Origin of the sequence: Asanoa sp. WMMD1127, assembly GCF_029626225.1 — a bacterium.
Lineage (GTDB): Bacteria > Actinomycetota > Actinomycetes > Mycobacteriales > Micromonosporaceae > Asanoa.
Genome location: NZ_JARUBP010000001.1, coordinates 3,546,254 through 3,566,187 on the forward strand (window position 1 = coordinate 3,546,254; position 19,934 = coordinate 3,566,187).

Annotated in this window: 23 protein-coding genes; 14 read left to right on the forward strand and 9 right to left on the reverse strand. The window is 72.9% G+C overall.

Features of this window, described 5'->3' with window-relative positions:
• Positions 1–158 precede the first annotated feature (158 nt).
• The 3 genes from recG to O7635_RS16870 are packed head-to-tail and all read right to left on the reverse strand — an operon-like array spanning position 159 to position 5,002.
• The gene (recG, locus tag O7635_RS16860) at positions 159–2,339 is read right to left on the reverse strand and encodes an ATP-dependent DNA helicase RecG (RefSeq protein WP_278081381.1); all 2,181 of its coding nucleotides are present in this window, start codon (positions 2,337–2,339) and stop codon (positions 159–161) included.
• On the reverse strand, positions 2,336–4,012 hold the full coding sequence (locus O7635_RS16865; RefSeq protein ID WP_278081382.1) for a DAK2 domain-containing protein: 1,677 nt from the start codon (positions 4,010–4,012) through the stop codon (positions 2,336–2,338). The genes recG and O7635_RS16865 overlap by 4 nt, the downstream gene beginning before the upstream one ends.
• 60 nt (positions 4,013–4,072) lie before the next feature.
• The gene (locus O7635_RS16870) at positions 4,073–5,002 is read right to left on the reverse strand and encodes an NAD(P)-dependent oxidoreductase (RefSeq protein ID WP_278081383.1); all 930 of its coding nucleotides are present in this window, start codon (positions 5,000–5,002) and stop codon (positions 4,073–4,075) included.
• 150 nt (positions 5,003–5,152) lie between these two features.
• Here O7635_RS16870 and rpmB point away from each other — a divergent pair, with 150 nt between their 5' ends.
• Positions 5,153–5,344 (forward strand): 50S ribosomal protein L28, encoded by a 192-nt coding sequence (rpmB, locus tag O7635_RS16875; protein ID WP_089254979.1) that lies wholly within the window; start codon positions 5,153–5,155, stop codon positions 5,342–5,344.
• 58 nt (positions 5,345–5,402) lie between these two features.
• On the opposite strand, the gene O7635_RS16880 is transcribed toward rpmB, so the two are convergent.
• From O7635_RS16880 to O7635_RS16895, 4 genes are all read right to left on the reverse strand, one after another.
• Positions 5,403–5,864 (reverse strand): GNAT family N-acetyltransferase, encoded by a 462-nt coding sequence (locus O7635_RS16880; protein ID WP_278081384.1) that lies wholly within the window; start codon positions 5,862–5,864, stop codon positions 5,403–5,405.
• A 69-nt stretch (positions 5,865–5,933) separates the two neighbouring features.
• Entirely contained in the window at positions 5,934–6,995 is a 1,062-nt protein-coding gene (locus O7635_RS16885; protein ID WP_278081385.1) for a hypothetical protein, read from the reverse strand.
• Positions 6,992–7,516: an RNA polymerase sigma factor gene (locus O7635_RS16890; protein ID WP_278081386.1), complete on the reverse strand. Its 525-nt coding sequence runs from the start codon at positions 7,514–7,516 to the stop codon at positions 6,992–6,994. The genes O7635_RS16885 and O7635_RS16890 overlap by 4 nt, the downstream gene beginning before the upstream one ends.
• Positions 7,517–7,550: 34 nt before the next feature.
• Positions 7,551–8,489 carry a thiamine-phosphate kinase gene (locus O7635_RS16895; protein ID WP_278081387.1) on the reverse strand — a complete coding sequence of 313 codons (939 nt, stop codon included), beginning with the start codon at positions 8,487–8,489 and terminating at the stop codon, positions 7,551–7,553.
• A gap of 78 nt (positions 8,490–8,567) precedes the next feature.
• On the opposite strand from O7635_RS16895, the gene O7635_RS16900 reads away from it, so the two are divergent.
• The 3 genes from O7635_RS16900 to O7635_RS16910 are packed head-to-tail and all read left to right on the forward strand — an operon-like array spanning position 8,568 to position 10,176.
• A complete protein-coding gene (locus O7635_RS16900) occupies positions 8,568–8,801 on the forward strand; it encodes an Lrp/AsnC ligand binding domain-containing protein (protein ID WP_089254975.1) in 234 nt (77 codons plus the stop codon).
• Positions 8,802–9,359: a DUF3515 family protein gene (locus O7635_RS16905; RefSeq protein WP_278081388.1), complete on the forward strand. Its 558-nt coding sequence runs from the start codon at positions 8,802–8,804 to the stop codon at positions 9,357–9,359.
• A 19-nt stretch (positions 9,360–9,378) separates the two neighbouring features.
• Positions 9,379–10,176, forward strand: a complete 798-nt coding sequence (locus O7635_RS16910) for an amidohydrolase family protein (protein ID WP_278081389.1) — start codon at positions 9,379–9,381, stop codon at positions 10,174–10,176.
• On the opposite strand, the gene O7635_RS16915 is transcribed toward O7635_RS16910, so the two are convergent.
• Positions 10,173–10,796 carry a YceI family protein gene (locus O7635_RS16915; RefSeq protein ID WP_278085501.1) on the reverse strand — a complete coding sequence of 208 codons (624 nt, stop codon included), beginning with the start codon at positions 10,794–10,796 and terminating at the stop codon, positions 10,173–10,175. The genes O7635_RS16910 and O7635_RS16915 overlap by 4 nt on opposite strands.
• Positions 10,797–10,980: 184 nt before the next feature.
• The gene (locus O7635_RS16920; RefSeq protein WP_278081390.1) at positions 10,981–12,051 is read right to left on the reverse strand and encodes an LPXTG cell wall anchor domain-containing protein; all 1,071 of its coding nucleotides are present in this window, start codon (positions 12,049–12,051) and stop codon (positions 10,981–10,983) included.
• 304 nt (positions 12,052–12,355) lie between these two features.
• Between O7635_RS16920 and rsmD the strand changes: the two genes are divergently transcribed.
• The 10 genes from rsmD to O7635_RS16970 all read left to right on the forward strand — a co-directional run bounded on the left by rsmD (position 12,356) and on the right by O7635_RS16970 (position 19,921).
• Positions 12,356–12,919, forward strand: coding sequence for a 16S rRNA (guanine(966)-N(2))-methyltransferase RsmD (gene rsmD / locus O7635_RS16925; RefSeq protein ID WP_278081391.1), 564 nt, complete (start codon positions 12,356–12,358; stop codon positions 12,917–12,919).
• Positions 12,916–13,404, forward strand: a complete 489-nt coding sequence (coaD, locus tag O7635_RS16930; protein ID WP_278081392.1) for a pantetheine-phosphate adenylyltransferase — start codon at positions 12,916–12,918, stop codon at positions 13,402–13,404. Before rsmD ends, coaD begins: the two co-directional genes overlap by 4 nt.
• 164 nt (positions 13,405–13,568) lie before the next feature.
• Complete coding sequence (locus O7635_RS16935; RefSeq protein WP_278081393.1) at positions 13,569–14,066, forward strand: hypothetical protein; 498 nt, start codon at positions 13,569–13,571, stop codon at positions 14,064–14,066.
• Positions 14,067–14,139: 73 nt separating this feature from the next.
• Complete coding sequence (locus O7635_RS16940) at positions 14,140–14,703, forward strand: DUF177 domain-containing protein (RefSeq protein WP_278081394.1); 564 nt, start codon at positions 14,140–14,142, stop codon at positions 14,701–14,703.
• A 3-nt stretch (positions 14,704–14,706) separates the two neighbouring features.
• Complete coding sequence (gene rpmF / locus O7635_RS16945; RefSeq protein WP_203706145.1) at positions 14,707–14,880, forward strand: 50S ribosomal protein L32; 174 nt, start codon at positions 14,707–14,709, stop codon at positions 14,878–14,880.
• A 70-nt stretch (positions 14,881–14,950) separates the two neighbouring features.
• On the forward strand, positions 14,951–15,904 hold the full coding sequence (locus O7635_RS16950) for a phosphate acyltransferase PlsX (protein WP_278081395.1): 954 nt from the start codon (positions 14,951–14,953) through the stop codon (positions 15,902–15,904).
• Positions 15,901–16,647 (forward strand): ribonuclease III, encoded by a 747-nt coding sequence (gene rnc / locus O7635_RS16955; RefSeq protein ID WP_278081396.1) that lies wholly within the window; start codon positions 15,901–15,903, stop codon positions 16,645–16,647. Before O7635_RS16950 ends, rnc begins: the two co-directional genes overlap by 4 nt.
• A gap of 9 nt (positions 16,648–16,656) precedes the next feature.
• Positions 16,657–17,514 carry a bifunctional DNA-formamidopyrimidine glycosylase/DNA-(apurinic or apyrimidinic site) lyase gene (gene mutM / locus O7635_RS16960; RefSeq protein ID WP_278081397.1) on the forward strand — a complete coding sequence of 286 codons (858 nt, stop codon included), beginning with the start codon at positions 16,657–16,659 and terminating at the stop codon, positions 17,512–17,514.
• Between the two features lie 570 nt (positions 17,515–18,084).
• Entirely contained in the window at positions 18,085–18,897 is an 813-nt protein-coding gene (locus O7635_RS16965; RefSeq protein ID WP_278081398.1) for a trypsin-like peptidase domain-containing protein, read from the forward strand.
• 88 nt (positions 18,898–18,985) lie between these two features.
• Entirely contained in the window at positions 18,986–19,921 is a 936-nt protein-coding gene (locus tag O7635_RS16970; protein ID WP_278081399.1) for a hypothetical protein, read from the forward strand.
• The last annotated feature ends 13 nt before the right edge of the window (positions 19,922–19,934 follow it).

Sequence of the window (19,934 nt, forward strand, 5' to 3'; positions counted from 1 at the left end):
GGGCGGACCGACGCGGTCGGTCGTCGAGCGCTGGCGCGGACCTGATGGCGGGTTGACGGTGCCGGGCGGCGGAGCTGGCGAGCGACGCGTCAGCGAGCGGTCCCCGGCGGGAGCGACGGTCGCGCCCACGGCGGACCCGGGCCCGCCCCCTCCGCTCCTCAGCCCTTCTCGAGATATTCGGCGCGCTCTTCGTCGACCAGCTGGCCGATCGACTGGGCCAGCAGCGGAAACCCGGTCAGGTCCGGATCCTCGGCGACCAGGTCGATAGCCTCCTGGCGGGCTTCGCCGATCAGTTTCTCGTCCTTCAGCAGCGACAGCAGGCGCAGGTGGGAGCGGCGGCCCGATTGGGTGGCGCCGAGTACGTCGCCCTCGCGGCGTTGTTCCAGGTCGAGCTCCGCGAGTTTGAAGCCGTCGGTCGTGGAGGCTACGGCGTCGAGGCGTTCGCGGGCCGTGGAGCCTTCCGCCGCCTCGCTGACCAGGAGGCACAGGCCGGCGGCCGAGCCGCGGCCCACGCGGCCGCGTAGCTGGTGCAGTTGGGAGACGCCGAAGCGGTCCGCGTCCAGCACGATCATGACCGTGGCGTTGGGTACGTCGACGCCGACCTCGACGACCGTCGTGGCCACCAGCACGTCGAGGTCGCCGGCCGCGAACGTGCGCATGACCGTGTCCTTCTCGTCGGCCGGCAGGCGGCCGTGCAGCACGCCGATGCGCAGGCCGTGCAGCGGGCCCTCGGCCAGCAGGGGCGCCACCTCGGTGACGGCCAGCGGGGGGCGGCGGGCCGTGCCGTCGTCGTCGGGGGGCGGCTCGTCGGTGTCGGCCGCGTTGCCGTCGCCGATGCGGGGACAGACCACATAGGCCTGGTGGCCCGCCGCGACCTCCTCGCGCAGGCGGCGCCAGGCGCGTTCGAGGTAGGCCGGTTTCTCGGCGGCGGGCACCACGTGGGAGGCGATCGGCGAGCGGCCCCCGGGCAGTTGCGACAGCGTCGACACCTCGAGGTCGCCGTAGACGGTCATGGCGACCGTGCGAGGGATCGGCGTCGCGGTCATCACCAGTGTGTGGGGCGGTTGGTCGGCCTTGGCCCGCAGGGCGTCGCGCTGCTCGACGCCGAAGCGGTGCTGTTCGTCGACGACCACCAGGCCGAGGTCGTTGAACTCGACGCCCTCGTAGAGCAGCGCGTGGGTGCCGATCACGATGCCCGCGCCGCCGGAGGCCACCTCGGCCGCGGCCGCGCGCCGGGCGGCCGCGCCGAGCGAGCCGGTGACCAGGGCGACGCGCGTGCCGGCCGGGTCGCCGTCGAGCTCGCCGGCCCGGCCGAGCGGGCCCAGCAGCTCGGAGATGCCCCGGTAGTGCTGCGCGGCGAGCACCTCGGTCGGCGCCAGCAGCGCGGCTTGGCCCCCCGCGTCGACCACCTGGAGCATGGCCCGCAGCGCGCACACCGTCTTGCCGGAGCCGACCTCGCCCTGGAGCAGGCGGTGCATCGGGTGGGCGGTCGCGAGGTCGGCGGCGATCTCGACGCCGACGTGGCGCTGGCCCTCGGTCAGCTCGTAGGGCAGGCGGGTGTCGAAGATGGACAGCAGCCCGTCGGCGGCCGGCGGGCGGGGCCGGGCCGGCAGCGCGGTGGCGCGCAGCTTGCGCTGCACCAGCGTCAGCTGCACCGCGAACGCCTCGTCCCATTTGAGGCGCCGGCGGGCCTTCGCCAGGTCTTCACGGGAACCGGGGCGGTGGATCTCGCGCAGGGCGGCGTCGAGCGGGAGCAGGTTGCGGGTCGCCCGGACCGCCGCCGGCAGCGGGTCGTCGACGGGGGCGAGGGTGTCGAGGACGACGCGTACGCAGCGGGCGATCGTCCAGGTCGGCACCGCGCCCGCCGCCGGGTAGACCGGGATCAGCGCGCCGGCGAACTCCTCGATCTCCTCGGACGCCTCGCCCTCGTCGCCGAGCAGCACGTAGTCGGGGCCGTTGAGCTGCCGCTTGCCGCGGAACTCGGTCACCTTGCCCGCGAACAGCCCCCACCGGCCCGGCCGCAGGTCGCGTTCGCGCCAGGCCTGGTTGAAGAACGTCAGCGTGAGTACGCCGCCCGTGCCGTCCTCGACCAGCACCTCGAGCAGCTTGCCGCTGCGCTGCCGCATCGGCCGGGTGGTGGCCCGGCGCACCTGGCCGAGCACGGTGACGTCTTCGCCGACCGACAGCGTGCGGATGTCGGTGTGCTCGCCCCGCTCGTCGTAGCGGCGGGGGAAGTGATAGACCAGATCGCCGACCGTACGCAGGTCGAGGTGCTTGTCGAGGGCCTTGGCGGTCTTGTCGCCGAGCACCTTCTTGAGTGGTTCGTCCAGTGTGGTCATTCGACACCGACCAGGAGCGGGTAGTGCGGGTGGCCACCGGCGTAGGTGTGCACCTCGACGAACGGCCAGCGCGCGGCGACGTGGGCGCGCAGCGCGTCGGTCAGGCCCGGCGGCGCGTCTTCGCCGGTGAGCAGCGTGACCAGCTCGCCGCCACCGCCGAGCAGCCGGTCGAGCAGGTCGCGGCAGGTGGCGGTGAGGTCGGCGCCGATCAGGTGGACCTCGCCCTCCACGAGCGCCAGCACGTCGCCGCGGCGGCACGGGCCGGCGACGGTCAGGGCGTCGCGGCTGGCGTAGCAGACCTCCGCGTAGCGGCAGGCGCCGGCCGCCTCCGCCATCGCGATGACGTCGTCGTCGAACGCGCGGGCCGGGTCGCGCACGGCCAGGGCCGCCAGCGCCTGCACCGGCGAGCGGGTCGGCACCACCCGCACCGCGGCGGTCGCCTCCCGGGCCGCCGCGGTCGCGACGATCTGGGTGTTGGGGTCGTTGGGGAGCACCACCACGTGGGCCGCGCCGGTCGCGGTGACCGCCGCGAGCAGCTCGCCGGTGGACGGGTTGGCGGCGACCACGGCCGCGCCCTCGGCGGCGAACAGGTCGGCGATGCCCTCACCGGCCGCGACGACCACGACGGCGCGGTCGGGCCCGTCGGCGGCGAGCTGGTCGTCGAAGCGGGTGACGGCGATGCGGTGCGGCCGACCGGCCTCGACGCCGGCCTCGAGGGCGGCGCCGACGTCGTTGACGTGCACGTGGACGTTCCAGGTGGAGTCGTCGCCCTCGCCCGTGCCGACGACCACCAGCGAGTCGCCGAGCTCGGCCAGCCGGGCGCGCAGCTTCTCGACCGCGGGCTCGGCCGCGTCGAGCAGGAACTGCACCTCGTAGTCGAAGTCGGTCGAGCCGCTCTCGCGGGCCGCGACCAGCGGGCGCGTGGCGCGCTGCCGGAACGGGGTCGGGCGAGGCTCGGCGGGCAGGTCGCCGGTGACCACCTCGACCAGGGCATCGAGCAGCACGCAGAGGCCGCGGCCGCCGGCGTCGACCACACCGGCCCGGGCCAGCGCCGGCAACTGCTCCGGCGTGCGCGCCAACGCCTCCGCCGCCGCCCCGGCGGCGGCCTTCGCCACCTCACCCAGCGACGCCGAGCCGCCGGCGGCGCCAGTGCCCGAGGGCGCCGCAGGACCGGCGGCGCTCGACGGGGGTCGGCTCTGGTCGGCGCGTGCGGACGCCCGGTCGCACGCCTCTTCGGCGGCGGTGGCGGCGGCCGCGGCGACCGTGAGGACCGTGCCCTCGACCGGGTTGGCGACCGCGCCGTAGGCGGCTTCCGCGCCGGCGCGCAGGCCACGCGCCAGGCCCGGGCCGTCGACCGAGGGCAGGGCCGAGGTGGCATCGGCCAGCCCGCGCAGGATCTGAGAGATGATCACGCCGGAGTTGCCGCGGGCGCCGAGCAGGGCGCCGCGCGCCATCAGCCGCAGCACCGGGGTGGCATCGCCGTCGGCGGCGGTCGTGTCGAAGGTCAGCGCCTCGTTGGCCGAGGTCAGCGTGAGCACGAGGTTGGTGCCGGTGTCACCGTCGGGCACCGGGTAGACGTTGAGCTCGTCGATCTCGCCCTGGTGGCGGCGCAGCGCCGCCAAGGCGCCCGCGCACCAGCGGCGCAGCGCCGGGGCGTCGAGGCTCTCCAACACGTGTCCGAGCCTATCGGTTGGGGCCGACAACTCCGTCGATCCCGACCGGCGCCGACGCTCCTACTCGGTCGCGATCAGCCGCAGCCCCTGCTTGTAGTCGACCACCGCCGGCGTCCAGCCGAGCTCCCGGCGGGCCTTGTCGTTGGAGACCCGCATCGACGTCGTCATCGACAGGTGGCCGTACGGCGCGGCCATCTTCAGCACCGGCCCCGGCACCCGCATCGGCCGCTTCGCGTCGATCAGGCTGGCCATCTCGTCGAGGAAGTCGCCCCAGGTCACCGGGACGCCGTCGACGATGTTGTACGCGCTCCCCGCCGGCCCCTTCTCCAACGCCGCCACCGTGGCCGCCGCCGCGTCGTCGAGGTGGATCAGGCTCAGCTCGCCACCGCCACCCTTGATCACCGGGAAGCGATGCTTGCGTACCGCGTCGATCATCCGTTTTGTCCCCGGATCGCTCCCGTAGAACAATCCGTAACGCAGCGCCACGCCCTCCAGCCCGGCCGTCTCGGACGCCAGCGCCTCGGTCTCGCGCAGCGCGTCCATGATCGGCTCGAGCGGGCCCTCGGCGGGCAGGGCGAAGGGCGCGTCCTCGGTCAGCGGCCGGTCGCCGTGATCGCCGTAGCCGTACCCGTAGATGATCGACTGGGTCAGGAAGCGCTTCGCGCCGACGGCCTGGGCGGCCGCGACCAGATTGGCCGTTCCGGTGGTACGCAGCTCGTTGGTCCGGTCCATGTCGCTGAACCGCAGCGGGGGCCTGGTCAGCGCGGTGCACTCGTTGATCACGGCGTCCGCCTGCAGCCCGGACACGGCCTTGAGCAGGCCCTCGCGGTCCAGCACGTCGGCGACCAGCGGTTTCGCCCCGAACGCCTCGAGCCGCCGGGCGTTCGTCAACAGCCGCGTGATGCCGATGACCTCGTGGTGGTAGGCGACCAACCGCTGTATCAGCGGCGTCCCGATGGCGCCCGTGGCGCCGGCCAGCAGTACCCTCATGGCGTCCTCCTCGCCCTCCAGTCAACCGTGCCGCGCGGTGTGGCGGGAGGCGATTCGGCGGCTGCGTGCGCAGTCAGGTATTCTCGACAGGTTGCCTGGTCGGCGCGACCCACCGGCAACCCCCAAGGCAATCAATCCCAGGAGTAACCCGTGGCTAGCGTGTGCGACGTCTGTGGCAAGGGGCCGGGCTTCGGCCACAACGTTTCCCACTCGCACCGGCGGACCAACCGCCGCTGGAACCCCAACATCCAGACGGTGCGCACCCCGGCCGGTGGTGGCAACACCCGCAAGATGCAGGTCTGCACCTCGTGCATCAAGGCGGGCAAGGTCACTCGCGCCTGAGGCGCGACCCATACGAATCAGCCGCCGGGCCCGCGAGGGCCCGGCGGCTTGTCGTGTCTCACAGCGTACGGCCGAACGAGCGCACCCCCGGCGCGTCCTTGTAGTAGCCGAAGTCGGTGATCCGCTCGTAGCCGTTGGCCACGTAGAACGCGATCGCCTCGGGCTGCTTGTCGCCGGTCTCCAGGATCACCCGCTTGCGGCCGGCCGCCCGGGCGGAGTCCTCGATCGCCCGCAGCACGGCCCGCGCGACGCCCTTGCGCCGCCCGGCCGGCGCCGTGTACATCCGCTTGAGCTCGGCGTCGTCGTCTCCGTGGCTGCGCCAACCCGCGCAGCCGACCGGCGCGCCGTCGAGAAACGCCACGAGAAAGGCGCCGTGCGGCGGGTCGAACTCGTGCGCGTCGATCGGGGTGTCGTCGCCCGAGCTGTTGTAGCGCGCCCCCAGATCCACCAGCAGGTCGGTGACCAGCGCGATCGACTCGGGCGCGGTGAACGGCAGCTGCCGGATTTCCAGATGTTCCACGGATAGGACGGTACGGCGGCGGCCGGTCGGAGACCGGCCGCCGCCGCTGTCGCGACGGTCACAGCGGGGCTAGCGCTCGCCGGGGGCTTCGACGATCTTGTGCGTCCAGAGAGCCTGGTGGTCGAGCGTGCCGTCGATGCCCGAGGCGCGTCCGACGGCCCGCCCCGTGGCCGGGTCGAAGAGGATCTCGTCGAAGCGGCCCTGTTCGGTCTGCCGGATCGCCCAGACCTGCCGGCCGTCGATCACCGTCTCCCGGGCCGACAGCCCCTCCCAGCCCTTGATCACCTCCAGCATCGCCACCCGGACGTCGGCGGTGAGCAGCGGCTCCGAGCTGACCAGCAGCTCGCCGATCTCCTTGGCCAACAGGTGGTCGGCGCTCCACTTGGCGTTGTCGCCGATGCCGGCCAGCAATTCCGCCCGCAATGCCGCCGGATCCGTGGGCAGTGCCGCGAGCCACGCGGGCGTCGGCTGCCAGATCGACGGTTTGTCGACGGCGGACGGGCTGGTTCCGACCCCCGGCGCGGTGCTGCCGAACCGGCGTGTCGCGGCCGCGGTCATGCCCTCCGGCCACAACCAGATCTCACGGTCGTCCGTGACCCACATATCGGCCGGCGCCGCCGGCTCGTTGCCGGGTACCACCTCGCCGATGCCGCGCACGGCACTGAAGCCCCGCAGCCGCACGTAGACGACCTGCCCGGTCCCCACCGTGGCGGTCGGCGAGCCGGCGGCCGCCGTCGCCAACCGCTCGATCGCCTGAGGGGCACTGATCGGCTTGCTCGGTCCGACATAGGCGGCCTTCTCCTCGGGCGTGATGGTCTCGTTGGAGGCGCCGCCGGCCGACGGGTCCGTGCCCTTGCCGCTCGGCGGCGGCGGGGTCGGTGCCGGAGCGCTGGGCGCGGTGCCGACCTCGACCGCCGGGCCGGCGCCCCGGTCGGACAGCACCGTGACGCCACCGCCGGCCACGCCGGCCACCACCAGCGCGGCGGCGACCGGGACCCACCGGCGGCGCTGGGCGGGACGGCCCGCCTGCAGGCGGGTCAGGCCGTGCCAGGTGCGGGACACCGACTCGTCGGTCGGCTCGGCGACGCCGGGCGGCAGCTCGCGCACGGCGACGATGTCTGGGTCGGTCACGGTGTCTCTCCTTCAGGGGCGAGGGCCGCGCGCACCTTGGCGCGGGCCCGGTGCAGGGCCGACCGGACCGTCCCGACGGGGATGCCGAGCGCCGCCGCGATCTCCGCGTAGTCGAGCTCGGCCACCGCGAACAGCAGCAGCACGTCGCGCTGGCGGCGGGGGAGCGCGGCCAGCACTCCCGCGAGCTTGCGGACCGTGCGCTGCGCGTCGACGCGCTCGTCGGCCGCGTCGGCCCCGGCGCCGGTGTCGGCCAGGGCCCGCAGCGCGCGTACCTCCGTGCGCCGGTGCCTGCGCAGGAGATTCGTGGCGATGCCGTAGAGCCACGGCAACACCGCGCCCCGGCTCGGGTCGAAGCGCGCGCGCTGCTCGTACGCGATCAGGAAGGTCTCGGCGACGACGTCCTCGGCGACGTGCTCGCCCACCCGGCGGGTGCAGTAGCGCAGCAGTTCCCGCCCGTGGGCCGTGAACATGCCCGCCAGATCCGCCGGGTCGACGGTGGCATCGGTGGTCGTCGTGGTCATACCCCTACTTGCCACGGCGCCCCGATCGGGTTCCCTAGGAGAAGTGGTCCCAGCCAGCCGGGCCCTTGGGCGGCTTGCCGTCGACCGTCACACCCGTACCCTCGATGACCCGGCCGATCTCCCACCAGCCCTCCGGCAGGGTGCGGTCGCGCGGGAAGGTCGCGGCCAGCGCGTGGTCGTCGCCGCCGCCGAGCACCCAGTGGTACGGGTCGACGCCGAGCGCCTGGGCCGCGTCGCGCATCTGCGGCGGCACCTCGAACGCGCCCCGGTCGATGTCGATCGCCACCTTGCTGGCCTTGGCGATGTGCCCGAGGTCCTGGATCAGCCCGTCGGAGACGTCGAGCATCGCGGTGGCGCCGGCCCGGGCCGCCGCCGGCCCGGCGGAGTAGTGGACGCGAGGCCGCCGGTACGCGTCGACGAGCAGCACCGGGGTGCGGAAGCCGCGGCTCAGCACCGTGTAGCCGGCGGCCGCGTAGCCGACCCGCCCGCACAGCGCGACCACGTCACCGGCCCGGGCGCCGTCGCGGGTGACCGGCCGGCGCCCGCCCAGGTCGCCGAGCGCGGTGACCGCGATGGTCAGGGTCGGGCTGCCGGCCATGTCGCCGCCGACCACCGCCGCGCCCACGGTCGCGGCCTCGGCCGCCAGCCCGTCCGCCAGGTCCTCGGCCCAGCGGGCGTCGAGCCCCGGCGGCGCGCAGAGCGCGACCAGCAGCGCGGTCGGCGTGGCGCCCATGGCGGCGATGTCGGCCAGGTTGGCCGCGGCCGCCCGGTGGCCGATCTCGACGGCGCTGGCCCAGTCGCGGCGGAAGTGGCGGCCCTCGACCAGCGCGTCGGTGGACGCCACCACGCGACAGTCGGGCGCGGAGACGATCGCGGCGTCGTCGCCGGGGCCCAGCAGCGTGCCGGGTCCGGGCTGCAGCCGGGCGGTCACCCGGGCGATCAGCCCGAACTCGCCCGTGCGGGCCACACTCACCAGTACCTCCGGGGTCGTTACCTGGTCCGTTGCGGTAGTTTCACTTCTCGTGCCGTTGGCGGCGATTGGAGACGGGTCGTGGTCCAGGCGTACATCCTCATCCAGACCGAGGTCGGAAAGGCGCGTGACGTGGCCGCGTCAATCTCGGATATTCCGGGCGTCGTCCGGGTCGACGCCGTGACCGGACCATACGAGGTGATCGCCTTGACCGAGGCACACACCCTCGACGAGCTCGGGAAAATGATCGTCTCCCGGGTGCAGCTCGTGCCCGGAATCACCCGCACGATCACCTGTTCGGTGGTGCATCTGTAAGTGGACCGTTCGACTCGCCAGGCCGCCCTGATCGCGACCGCGGTCGCCATCCCGCTCGCCGTCATCGTGGCGCTGGTGTCCTTCTGGCAATTCTCACCCGACGAGCCGGCGGCGGCGCCGCCCACCCCCGGACCGCAGGCCACGACGCCGGTGCGGATGGCGGCGCCGGCCCTGTCGCCGCGGGCCGAGACGCTCTGCCGCGCCCTGCTCTCGCAGCTGCCGACCACGCTGCGGGACCGCCCCCAGCGCCCGGTCACGGAGGGCCAGGAGCAGAACGCGGCGTACGGCGACCCGGCGATCACCTTGGCCTGCGGCATCCCGGCCCCCACCTTCCCGCCGACCGACCTGGTGAGCCTCTTCGACCGGGTCTGCTGGCACGCCGCCGACAAAGCGGACGCCACGGTGCTGACCACGGTCGACCGCGAGGTGCCGATCCAGGTGACGGTCCCGAAGACGTACGAGGCCGCGGCCCAGTGGACCATCGTCTTCTCCAAGCCGATCATCGAAACGGTCCCGAAGCTGGCGACCCCGCCCTCAGGCTGCGCCGGCTCAGCCTGACGCCCGCTAGGCTCCCAACGTGGCGATCGTCGATGTGCACGCCCACCTGCGCCTCCCGGGCGACGAGCCGATGACGCCGGCCCACGACGAGGGCGTCGAGGGACTGCTCGGCGCCGTGCGCCTGCCCGACGTCTGCCACGCGACCGCCATTGTCATCGCCCGCAGGGACGACCCGGCGACGCCGGCGCGCAACGACGCCGTGCTGGCCGCGGCCGAGGCGACCGACGGCTTCCTCGTGCCGGTGGTCTCAGTGCACCCACACGACGACGGGGCGCTCGCCGAGGTCGATCGCGTCGCCGCCGCCGGCGCCCGGATGGTCAAGCTCCACCCGGTCACCCAGGGCTTCGACGTCGCGGACGCGCCGGTCGCCGAGGTGGTCGCCCGGGCGGGGGAGCGGGGGCTCGTGGTGCTCTTCGACGGTTTCAACCCGTTCGACGCCGACCAGCCCGGAAAGCTGCTCGCGTTGGCCGCGCGCTGTGGGGGTAGCCGGCTGCTGCTCGCGCATCTCAACGGGACCCGGTTCGCGGACCTGCTGACCTATGAGATCGCCGCCCGCTATCCGTGGTGGCCGGGCAACGTGTGGCACGACCTGTCGGCGACCGCGCCGCTGTTGGCCGGTGGGCCGTTCGCCGCGCAGTTCCGCTGGGTGGTCGAGCGGCTCGGCGCCGAGCGGGTGCTGCACGGCAGTGACTGGCCGTTGACCGATCCGGCCGTGGCGCTCGACGCGGTGCGGTCGCTCGGGTTCGCCCCGGCCGACGAGCGGCGGATCCTGCACGACAACGCCGCCGCCCTGTTGGGGCTGGGCTGCGCGCACTAATCGGCGCGGAGGGCCTCGCCGGCTATTTCAATGTGGACGGTCTTGCCGACCAGGACGCCGCCGCTTTCCAGGGCTACGTTCCACAGCAGGCCGTAGTCCTCGCGTTCGATCTCGGTGCTCGCGCTGAAGCCGAAGATGTCCTTGCCGTACGGGTCGCGGCGCACGCCGCCCCATTCCACCTGCAGATCCACCTGGCGCGTGACGTCGCGGACCGTGAGCTGGCCGTGCAGCGTGAACCGCACCGGGCCCGGCGCCGGCTCCGGGCCGGGGATCCGCCGGTTGAGCTTGTTGTTGCGCAGCCGCGCCCACAGGAAGATCGGGTCGTCGGCGCCCTTCCACGACATGCCGGTGCTGCGATAGCGCAGCGTCGGAAACCGTTCCACGTCGAGGAAGTCGGGGCTGCGCAGGTGGGTGTCGCGGTCCGGGTTGTGCGTGGTCAGGCTGGCCGTCTGGATGATGGCGGTCACCGACGAGGCGAGCGGGTCCTCGCCGACGATGATCTGCGCCGTGGCCTCCTGAAACTCCCCCCGCACCGGGCTGACCATCATGTGCCGCGCCTGGAACCCCACCCGTTTGTGTGCCTGGTCCAAGTTGTACACACCAGCACACGGGATGGTCATGCCCTCCCATGTCCTGGTCGCGAAAGTGGACACGGTTGTCTCGCTCCCCCCAGATCGACCCGACCAGCATAAAGACGCCGAGCCGGGCGGCCGGGTTCGCTGACGCCAAGGTGTCACTCGACACAAAGGCGAAGCGCGCCACCCCGGATGCCCCGGGGATGGCGCGCTTCGGTCGGTTCAGCGATCAGGCGGTGAACCGGAGCTTGCGACGGCGGGCGAGGTAGAACGCCGCGCCACCGAGCGCGAGCAGGCCGCCCGCACCACCGGCGAGCGCGCCGGCGTTGACGCCGGTCTTCGGCAGCGTCGGGGTGTCCTCGTCACAGTTGTCGGGCTTGGTCCAGGCGATCGGCTCGAGGTCTTCCTCGCCGACGCTCGGCGTGACGACCAGGCCCTCGGCCGCCTTGAAGGTGACCGTGTTGGTGGAGTCCTTGGTGACCTTCATGGTCTGCGGCTCGCCGGTGTTGGGGGTGAACACCAGGTCGAACTCGAGGCCGTTCGGCGGGTTGGTGACCGTGATGCTCAGCTCGTCACAGGTCGGCTTGATCTCGATGTCCGGGACGCAGCCGCCCTCGGGCTCGGTCCACTCGTGTGCGCCGATCTCGGTGCGGCCGCTCTTGACGATGACCTTGACCGGCTCTTCCTCGGAGGTCGGCGGCACGACGATCGGCTCGGAGGACTTGCCGATCTCGACGGTGCCCTTGGCGACCGGCTCGTCGCCGCCCTCGGTCCACACGGTGTAGCGCAGCGCCTTGGTGGCCTCGGCGCCGTTGGAGACGACCACGGTCACCTGGCCCGCGCAGTCGTCGGTGAAGGTGACCGACGGCTTCGAGGTGCGGCAGCCACGCTCCGGGACGGTCACGGTCGCCGACCGGGTGCCGTTGACGTCCTTGCCGTTGCGGACCCAGTGGGCGTCGACCGAGAGCGTCGCCGACGTCACCCCGGCGTCCAGCACCTGGCTGGCCCGCAGCACGGAGTCCTTGCCCTTGAACGCCGGCAGCGCCGCGCCGACCTTGACGGTGTCACTCTGGAAATCCGGGCTGAAACGGACGCCGGTGAGGTCGCCGTCCAGGTCCTGCTCGCTGTTGGCGACCTTCCAGTCGACCTGCCACTTGCCCTCGACGCACGTCGCCGTGCCCGAGACCTCTGGGTGGTGCGCACTGGCCGGGGAGCCGAGGGCGACCGTCGCGGCGAGGCCGACGAAGGCGGCCCCAGCGACGGCGAGCGATCGCCGCAGTGCGGATGGGATGTGGAACACGCGTACTCCTGACAGATGGGGGCGTTTCAGGGCACGGCTGAGGCACCCGCGTCACCGTCGACAGTGGTCGGTCGCGACACGGGCAAGGGCCTCGCCACGGGTCGCCGGCTGGGCGGCAGCCGGCATAGCCGCAGACCTTAGCGTTTCCTGAAACGGACACGCCGTTATCAGCCGGACCTAAGAATGGTGATATCGATTCGAGACCGTTGATATACGGCTTGTCACACGGCGGTCCCCGATCGTCGCGGCGCGTGAAAGCCGCCTCACTCCAACGGGTAGCGTGCACCGGTATGGGCAGGCAGTCATGACCCGCATCGTCGCGGGGACGCTGGGTGGCCGCCGGCTGGCGGCGCCGCCGGGGTCAGGCACCCGACCCACCTCCGACCGGGTACGCGAGGCGCTGTTCAGCAGCATCGAGTCGTTGGTGGACCTCGACGGGGCCCGGTTCGTCGACCTCTACGCCGGCTCGGGCGCGGTCGGGCTGGAGGCCCTGTCCCGGGGCGCCGCCCACGTGCTGCTCGTCGAGTCCGACGCCCGGGCCGCCCGGACCATCCGTGGCAACCTGGCCGCGCTCGATGCCGCCCCGGCCGCGCGGCTGGTAACCGACAAGGTCGCCGCCGTCCTCGACCGGGGGCCCGAGGGCGACCCCTACGACGTCGTGTTCGCCGACCCGCCGTACGCCGTGACCGATGAGGAGATCGCCACGACGGTGACCGCGCTGGTCCGCGGCGGCTGGCTGGCCCCGGACGCCGTGGTGGTCGTCGAGCGATCGTCCCGCGGCGGCCCGATCCCGCAGGTGGAAGGGGTCACGTGGGCGCGCAGCCGCCGTTACGGCGAGACGACGCTTTGGTACGGTCGCCGATCATGAGGCGTGCGGTGTGTCCCGGGTCCTTCGATCCGGTCACCAATGGTCACCTCGACGTGATCGGCCGGAGCAGCCGGCTGTTCGACGAGGTGATCGTCGGCGTGCTGATCAACCAGTCCAAGACGGGCCTGTTCAGCATCGACGAGCGGATCGCGATGCTGCGCGAGGCGACCGAGGGCTACGGAAACGTCCGGATCCAGTCGTTCCAGGGTCTGCTGGTCGACTTCTGCCGGGCGGTCCAGGCGCCGTTGGTGATCAAGGGCCTGCGGGCGGTCAGCGACTTCGACTACGAGCTCAAGATGGCGCAGATGAACATCGGGTTGGCCGGGGTGGAGACCCTGTTCATGCCGACCAACCCGGTCCACTCGTACCTGTCGTCGAGCCTGGTCAAAGAGGTCGCGAAGTGGGGCGGTGACGTGTCGGCCCACGTCCCCGACCATGTGCTGGTGGCCCTGCGCGGCCGGTTGGCCGGCAACGGGACGGTCTGACCTTCCCGATCGTCAGATCGTCATGGTTCGATATCGGGTGCGCGGGCACCCCCATACGGAGTGCGACGCGCCGATCCGGATTGGGCCGGGTGTCGACTCCGGGCCGCATGATGGACGCGGAGCAGCCGACCGGCGGCGCCGGCCGAGGATGACAGGAGAGTGCGGTGGATCCGTTCGAGCAGATCGACGAGATCATCGCGATGGTGGAACACGCCCGAGCGGTGCCGATGTCGCGCAACAGCGCGATGGTCGAGCGCGGCCAGATGATCGCCAAGCTCGACGAGCTCCGCGCCGACCTCCCCAGCGAGCTGCGGCGGGCCGCGGCCCTGCTCGACGAGCGCGACAAGATCATGGAAGCCGGCAAGCGTGAGGCCGACCGGATCATCAGCGAGGGCGAGGCCGAGCACGCGCGGCTGGTCTCGGTCAACGAGATCACCGTCAGCGCCGAGCACGAGGGCGCCCGGATCATCGCCGAGGCCCGGGCCGAGGCGCAGCGGCTGCGGGAAGAGGTCGACGACTACGTCGACACCGCGCTGGCCAACTTCGAGCAGTTCCTCACCCGAGCGCTGGCCTCGATCGAGCGCGGGCGCGACAAGATGCACGCCCTGCGTGAGATCGGCTCGTTCGTCGGAGAAGAGGCCGAGCGTCCGCTGCCGTTCTGACCAGCCCGGTTCGCCGCAGCCGGCACCCCTCGGGTAACCTGGCATGTCGGCCTCGACAGGCCGGAGTCTGACTATGCCGAAAAACACGCAAACCTTCCTCGATCCGCGGTCGCCGCTGGTTCTCGACACCCGAGAGCTGCCGCGCCGTCCTGGTGCCATGCGCACGGTCGACCGCGTCGTCAAGGCACCGTCCGACCTCGGACTGGAGCTGATAGGGGTGCCGGAAGGCGCCGACCTGAGCCTCGACCTGCGGCTCGAGTCGGTGTCCGAGGGCGTGCTCGTCTCCGGGACGGTCGATGTCCCGGTCACCGGCGAGTGCGGCCGCTGCCTGCGCCCGATCAGCGACTCGGTGGTCGTCAACATCCAGGAGCTGTACGCCTACGCGCACAGCACCACGGACGAGACGACCGACGAGGACGAGATCGGCCGGTTGCAGGGCGACCTGATCGACCTGGAGCCGGCGGTACGGGACGCGGTGGTGCTCGCGCTGCCGACCAACCCGGTGTGCCGCGAGGACTGCCCTGGGCTGTGCCCCGAATGCGGGGGGCTGCTCGACGACCTGCCCGCCGATCACCATCACGAACAGGTCGACCCGCGCTGGGCGGCGCTGTCGCAACTCAACCCTGAAGGAGACTGACCCGTGGCCGTTCCCAAGCGTCGGATGTCGCGGAGCAACACCCGGTCCCGCCGGGCGCAGTGGAAGACCTCGGCGGTCGCGACCGTGGCCTGCCCGCAGTGCAAGTCGCCGAAGCTGCCGCACGCCGCGTGCAGCGTCTGTGGCACCTACAACGGCCGTCAGGTCATCGAGGTCTGATTTCGGCGTGCCGCACCCGACCTCCGGTCGGGCAGCGTCGGCGCCCGGCGTGCCGGTTCCCGGTCGACCCGTGGAACCGGGCGCCGTGCGGATCGCCGTCGACCTCCTCGGCGGGGACGAAGCTCCCGCCGTCGTGGTTGACGGCGCTCTGCGAGCGCTGACCGCTGACCCCGACCTACGCCTCCTTCTCGTCGGCCCCGCTCCGGTGGCCGGCGAGGTCATCGGCGCGCTCCCGCCCGCCGACCGCGATCGCGTCTCGGTGCGCCCGCTGTGGGGCCACGTCGGCATGGCCGACCCGCCGCAGCGGGGCGGACGCTCCGACACCACCGTGCGCGGCGCCGCCCTGGCCGTCGCCGAGGGCGCGGCCGACGCGCTCGTCTCCGCCGGCGCGACCGGCGCGATCGTCACCGCGGCCGTGCTCAGCCTGGGCCGCTGGCCCGGTATCCGCCGACCCGCCCTGGTCGCCACCATCCCGGCCATCGCCGGCCCTGTCGCGCTGCTCGACGTCGGCGGCTCGCTCGAGGCGCGACCTGTCACGCTGGCCGGCCACGCGCTGCTCGGCGCCGCGTACGCCGGGATCGTCCACGACGTCGCCCGGCCCCGGGTCGGCCTGCTCTCCGTCGGCACCGAGACCGGCAAGGGCGACCGGGTCCGCCGGACCACCGACCCGATGCTGGCCGACCTCAAGCTCGGCGGCGACGCCCACTACGTCGGCCTGGTCGAGGGCTACGACATCTCCTCCGGCGAGCGCGCCGACGTCGTGGTGACCGACGGCTTCACCGGCAACACCCTGCTCAAGGGCATCGAGGGCGCGTACGCCATGGCCGGGGGTCCGCCGCCGGGCGGCGCCGCGCCCCGGGCCGCCGCGCTGCTCGGTGTCGCCGGCACCGTCGTGGTCTGCCACGGCGGCGCGACCGGCGACGACATCGCATCGGGCCTCGCGCTCGCCGCCAACCTGCACCGCATCAACGCGATCACCCGCATCGCCACGGCGCTTGCCGACCTTATCGAGGTGACGACATGAACCATGACAAGCGCAGACGGCCACCGGTCGCGCACCTGGAGACGGCCTTCGGCGTCACGTTCGACGCCGACCTGCTGGAGCGGGCGCTGACCCACCGGTCCTACGCGTACGAGAACGGCGGTCTGCCGACCAACGAGCGGCTCGAGTTCCTCGGCGACTCGGTGCTCGGCGTGGTGATCACGACCGCCCTGTTCAACAACCATCCGGACCTGCCCGAGGGTCAGTTGGCCAAGCTGCGCGCCAGCGTGGTCAACATGCGGGCGCTGGCCGACGTCGCCCGCGGTCTCGGCCCTGACGGGCTCGGGCCGTACCTCCTGCTCGGAAAGGGCGAGGAGACCACCGGCGGCCGCGACAAGAACAGCATCCTGGCCGACACGCTCGAGGCCCTGCTGGGCGCGATCTACCTGCAGTACGGCCTCGACACCGCGGCCGTCGTGATCCACCGCCTGTTCGACCCGCTGATGGCGGCGTCGGCCGGCCGCGGCGCGGCGCTCGACTGGAAGACCAGCCTCCAGGAGCTGACCGCGACGCTGAGCCTGGGCGTCCCGGAATATCGCATCGACGAGGCCGGCCCCGACCACGCCAAGACGTTCACGGCGTGGGTGGTGGTGGCGGGCAACCGCTACGGCGGGGCCGACGGTCGCAGCAAGAAGGAGGCCGAGCAGCGCGCCGCCGAGACCGCCTGGGTGGAGCTGTCGGACCAGGCCGTGGAGAAGGTGGCCACGCCGTCGGCGGCCGAATAGGTTTACCGCGTGCCCGAGCTACCCGAGGTCGAGACCGTCCGCACCGGCCTGCTCAAGCACGTCGCCGGCCGCGAGATCGCGGCCGTCGAGGTGCACCATCCCCGGTCCGTCCGCCGCCACCTGCCGGGCCCGCTCGACTTCACCGGCCAGCTCGTCGGGCGCCGGGTCCTCGACGTCCGCCGCCGCGGGAAATACCTGTGGCTCCCGCTCGACAGCGGTGACGCGATCGTCGGCCACCTCGGCATGTCGGGCCAGATGCTGCTCCAGCCCGCCGCGACGCCGGACGAGACCCACCTGCGGATCCGCTTCCGGTTCACCGACGGCGACCCCGAGCTGCGCTTCGTCGACCAGCGCACGTTCGGCGGCCTGGCCGTGTCGCCCGGCGGGGCCGAGCTGCCGGCCGAGATCGCGCACATCGCGCGCGACCCGATCGACCCCTCGTTCTCCGACGAGGCGTTCGTCGCCGGTCTGCGCCGGAGACGCACCGAGGTCAAGCGGGCGCTGCTCGACCAGACACTGATCTCCGGGGTCGGCAACATCTACGCGGACGAGGCGCTCTGGCGTGCCTCCCTGCACGGCGCCCGCCCCACCGACCGCCTGACCAGACCGGCCGCGCTGCGCCTGCTGGGCCACGTCCGCGACGTGCTGGGCGAGGCGATCTCGGCGGGCGGCACGAGCTTCGACGCGCTCTATGTCGACGTCAACGGCCAGAGCGGTTATTTCGAGCGAGGCCTCAACGCGTACGGCCGGGAAGGCCGCCCCTGCAACCGCTGCGGCGCCCCGATCCGCCGCGAGGCGTTCATGAACCGTTCCTCGTTCTCGTGCCCGAAGTGCCAGCCTCGTCCCCGGGTGACCCGCGCCGCCTGAGCTCCGTGATGTGTTCTTGATCCACCGGGGCATCGCGAAGATCAATCAGCAGGTACGTTCCTGCGGGGCCAACGGCCCAGAAGGAGCGTGAACGGGGACATGGCGGCTGACCACAGCCGACCTCCGGCGTCGGCCTGGCCGCCGCCGCAGGCCGATCCACACCACCCGCGCCCACCGGAGCCACCCGCTCCCACCGCGTCGGCCTACCCGCCCGGCGGGGCGGCTCCTGCCGCCGGTGTCGCGTCGTCCGCGGGTCGCGCGCCGGCTTCGTGGTCCGGGGCGGCTCCTGCCGCCGGCGTCGCGTCGTCCGCAGGCGGCGCGCCGGCTTCGTGGTCCGGGGCGGCTCCTGCCGCCGGCGTCGCACCGTCCGCGGGCGGCGCGCCGGCTTCGTGGTTGGGCGCGGCAACGCCGCCGCCGACCCCCTACGCCGCGCCGGGCGCCTACGCCGGAGCCGCCGCGCCGTCCGACTGGCCGCCGGTTTCCGAACCGCGGTCTGGGACCGGTCCCGTCTCCGCGATGCCGGCGGGTCAGCCTGTCTCCGCGATGCCGGCGGGTCAGCCTGGTTCCGGGATGCCGTTCGGGTATGGCGCCGGTGGCGTGTCGACGTCCGGGGTGGCGCGGGGGCGTCGCGGGCGTGTGGCGGCCCTCGTGGTCATCGCGGTGTTGGCTCTGGTCGCGACCGGTGAGGCGGTCTGGCTGGGGCAGCTCTCAGGGCGGGTCGGCGACGCGGAGCGGGCGCTCGACGCGGAGCGTGGTCGGCTCGACGCCGTCGAAGGCCGCACGAAGGCCCTGGAGGACAAGGCGGGCGGCGCGTTCGACGCGCAGGCGATCGCCGCCGCGACGCTGCCGAGCGTGTTCCGGGTCGCGGCCGGTCCCGTGACCGGCACCGCGTTCGCGGTCGGTGCGCCGGCCGGCGGTGGCGGCACCAACCTGATCACGAACTTCCACGTCGTCGAGGACGTCTACGGCGACGGCGGGCGCCAGGTCTTCCTCGAGCGCGAGGGTGCCCGCTGGCCGGCGAAGATCGTCAAGGTCGACAAGGACAACGACCTGGCGCAGCTGACGGCCACGGCGAAGTTCACCGGTCTGGCCACCGCCTCCGACAAGGTGGCTACCGGGCAGCAGGTCGCCGTCGTCGGCGCGCCGCTCGGGTTGACCGACTCGGTGACGACCGGCGTCGTCAGCGCCACCCGGCCGTTCGACGACTCGCCGGGGCCGCTGATCCAGTTCAGCGCTCCGATCAACCCCGGCAACTCCGGCGGTCCCGTGATCAATTCGGCCAAGCAGGTCGTCGGTGTGGCCACCGCCAAGGCGGTCGACGCCGAGGGCATCGGGTTGGCCGTGCCGGTCGACGTCGTCTGCCGGCTTTTCCCCGTCTGCTGACCAGAACCCATCCCCGCGCGTGGCATCCGGTCGGGTGCGCGCGCCCTCGACGTCTCCCCGAACAAGCGCGTAACCCCTGGAGTGAACGATGAGCCAAACCCCCGAGCCCCACTACCCGACCCCGGAGCAGCCGACCGTCGGCTTCGGTGGCCCCGCCCAGACACCGCCGGCCCAGACCCCGCCGGCCGGCGCCCAGCCGGCGTCGCCCTACACGGCACCGACCGCGTCCTACCCGACGCCGGGCTCGTCCTACCCGCCGCCCAGCACGCCGCCTCCGGCGCAGTACCCGGCGCCGGCCTCGCCCTACGCGGCGCAGCCCGGCACGCCGACTCCGTCGCCGTACGCGGCGCAGCCCGGCACGCCGACTCCGTCGCCGTACGCGGCGCAGCCCGGCACGCCGACTCCGTCGCCGTACGCGGCGCAGCCCGGCACCCCGTCGCCGTACGCGGCGCCCGGCACGCCGACCCCTGCCCAGTACGGGACCCAGACCACGCCGACGCCCCACGAGGCCACCCCGACCTCCGGCACGAGCCCGTTCGCGGTCCCGCCGGTCTCCGGCCAGCCGGCCACCGGCTACCCGTACGCCGAGCAGCCCCTCTCGTCCCCGCCCTACGGCATGCCGCCCGCGCCGAAGCGGCGTACCAGCACGATCGTGCTCGCGGCCGTCACCGCCGTGCTGTTCGTCGCGGCCGGCCTGCTCGGCGGTCTCCTCGTCGCCCAGCGGGGCGAGACCAACCGGGCCAACACGGAGATCGCGGCCCAGCAGGCCGACATCGCCACCAAGGCCAAGAAGATCGAGGATCTGCAGACCAACCTGGACTCGGTCAACTCGGAGAACCTGCTCAAGTCGCAGGAGCTCGAAGGTTCCAAGAACGACCGCAACGAGCAGGAGCGGCAGAAGAAGGTCGTCGCCAAGTGCCTCGACCTGCTGATGGAGGCGTTCGCCGCCGACACCGAGTCGCAGTTCAACAAGCGGATCAACGCCGCCGAGAAGACCTGCGACGAGGCCGACCGCTACATGTGATCAACGGTGACGC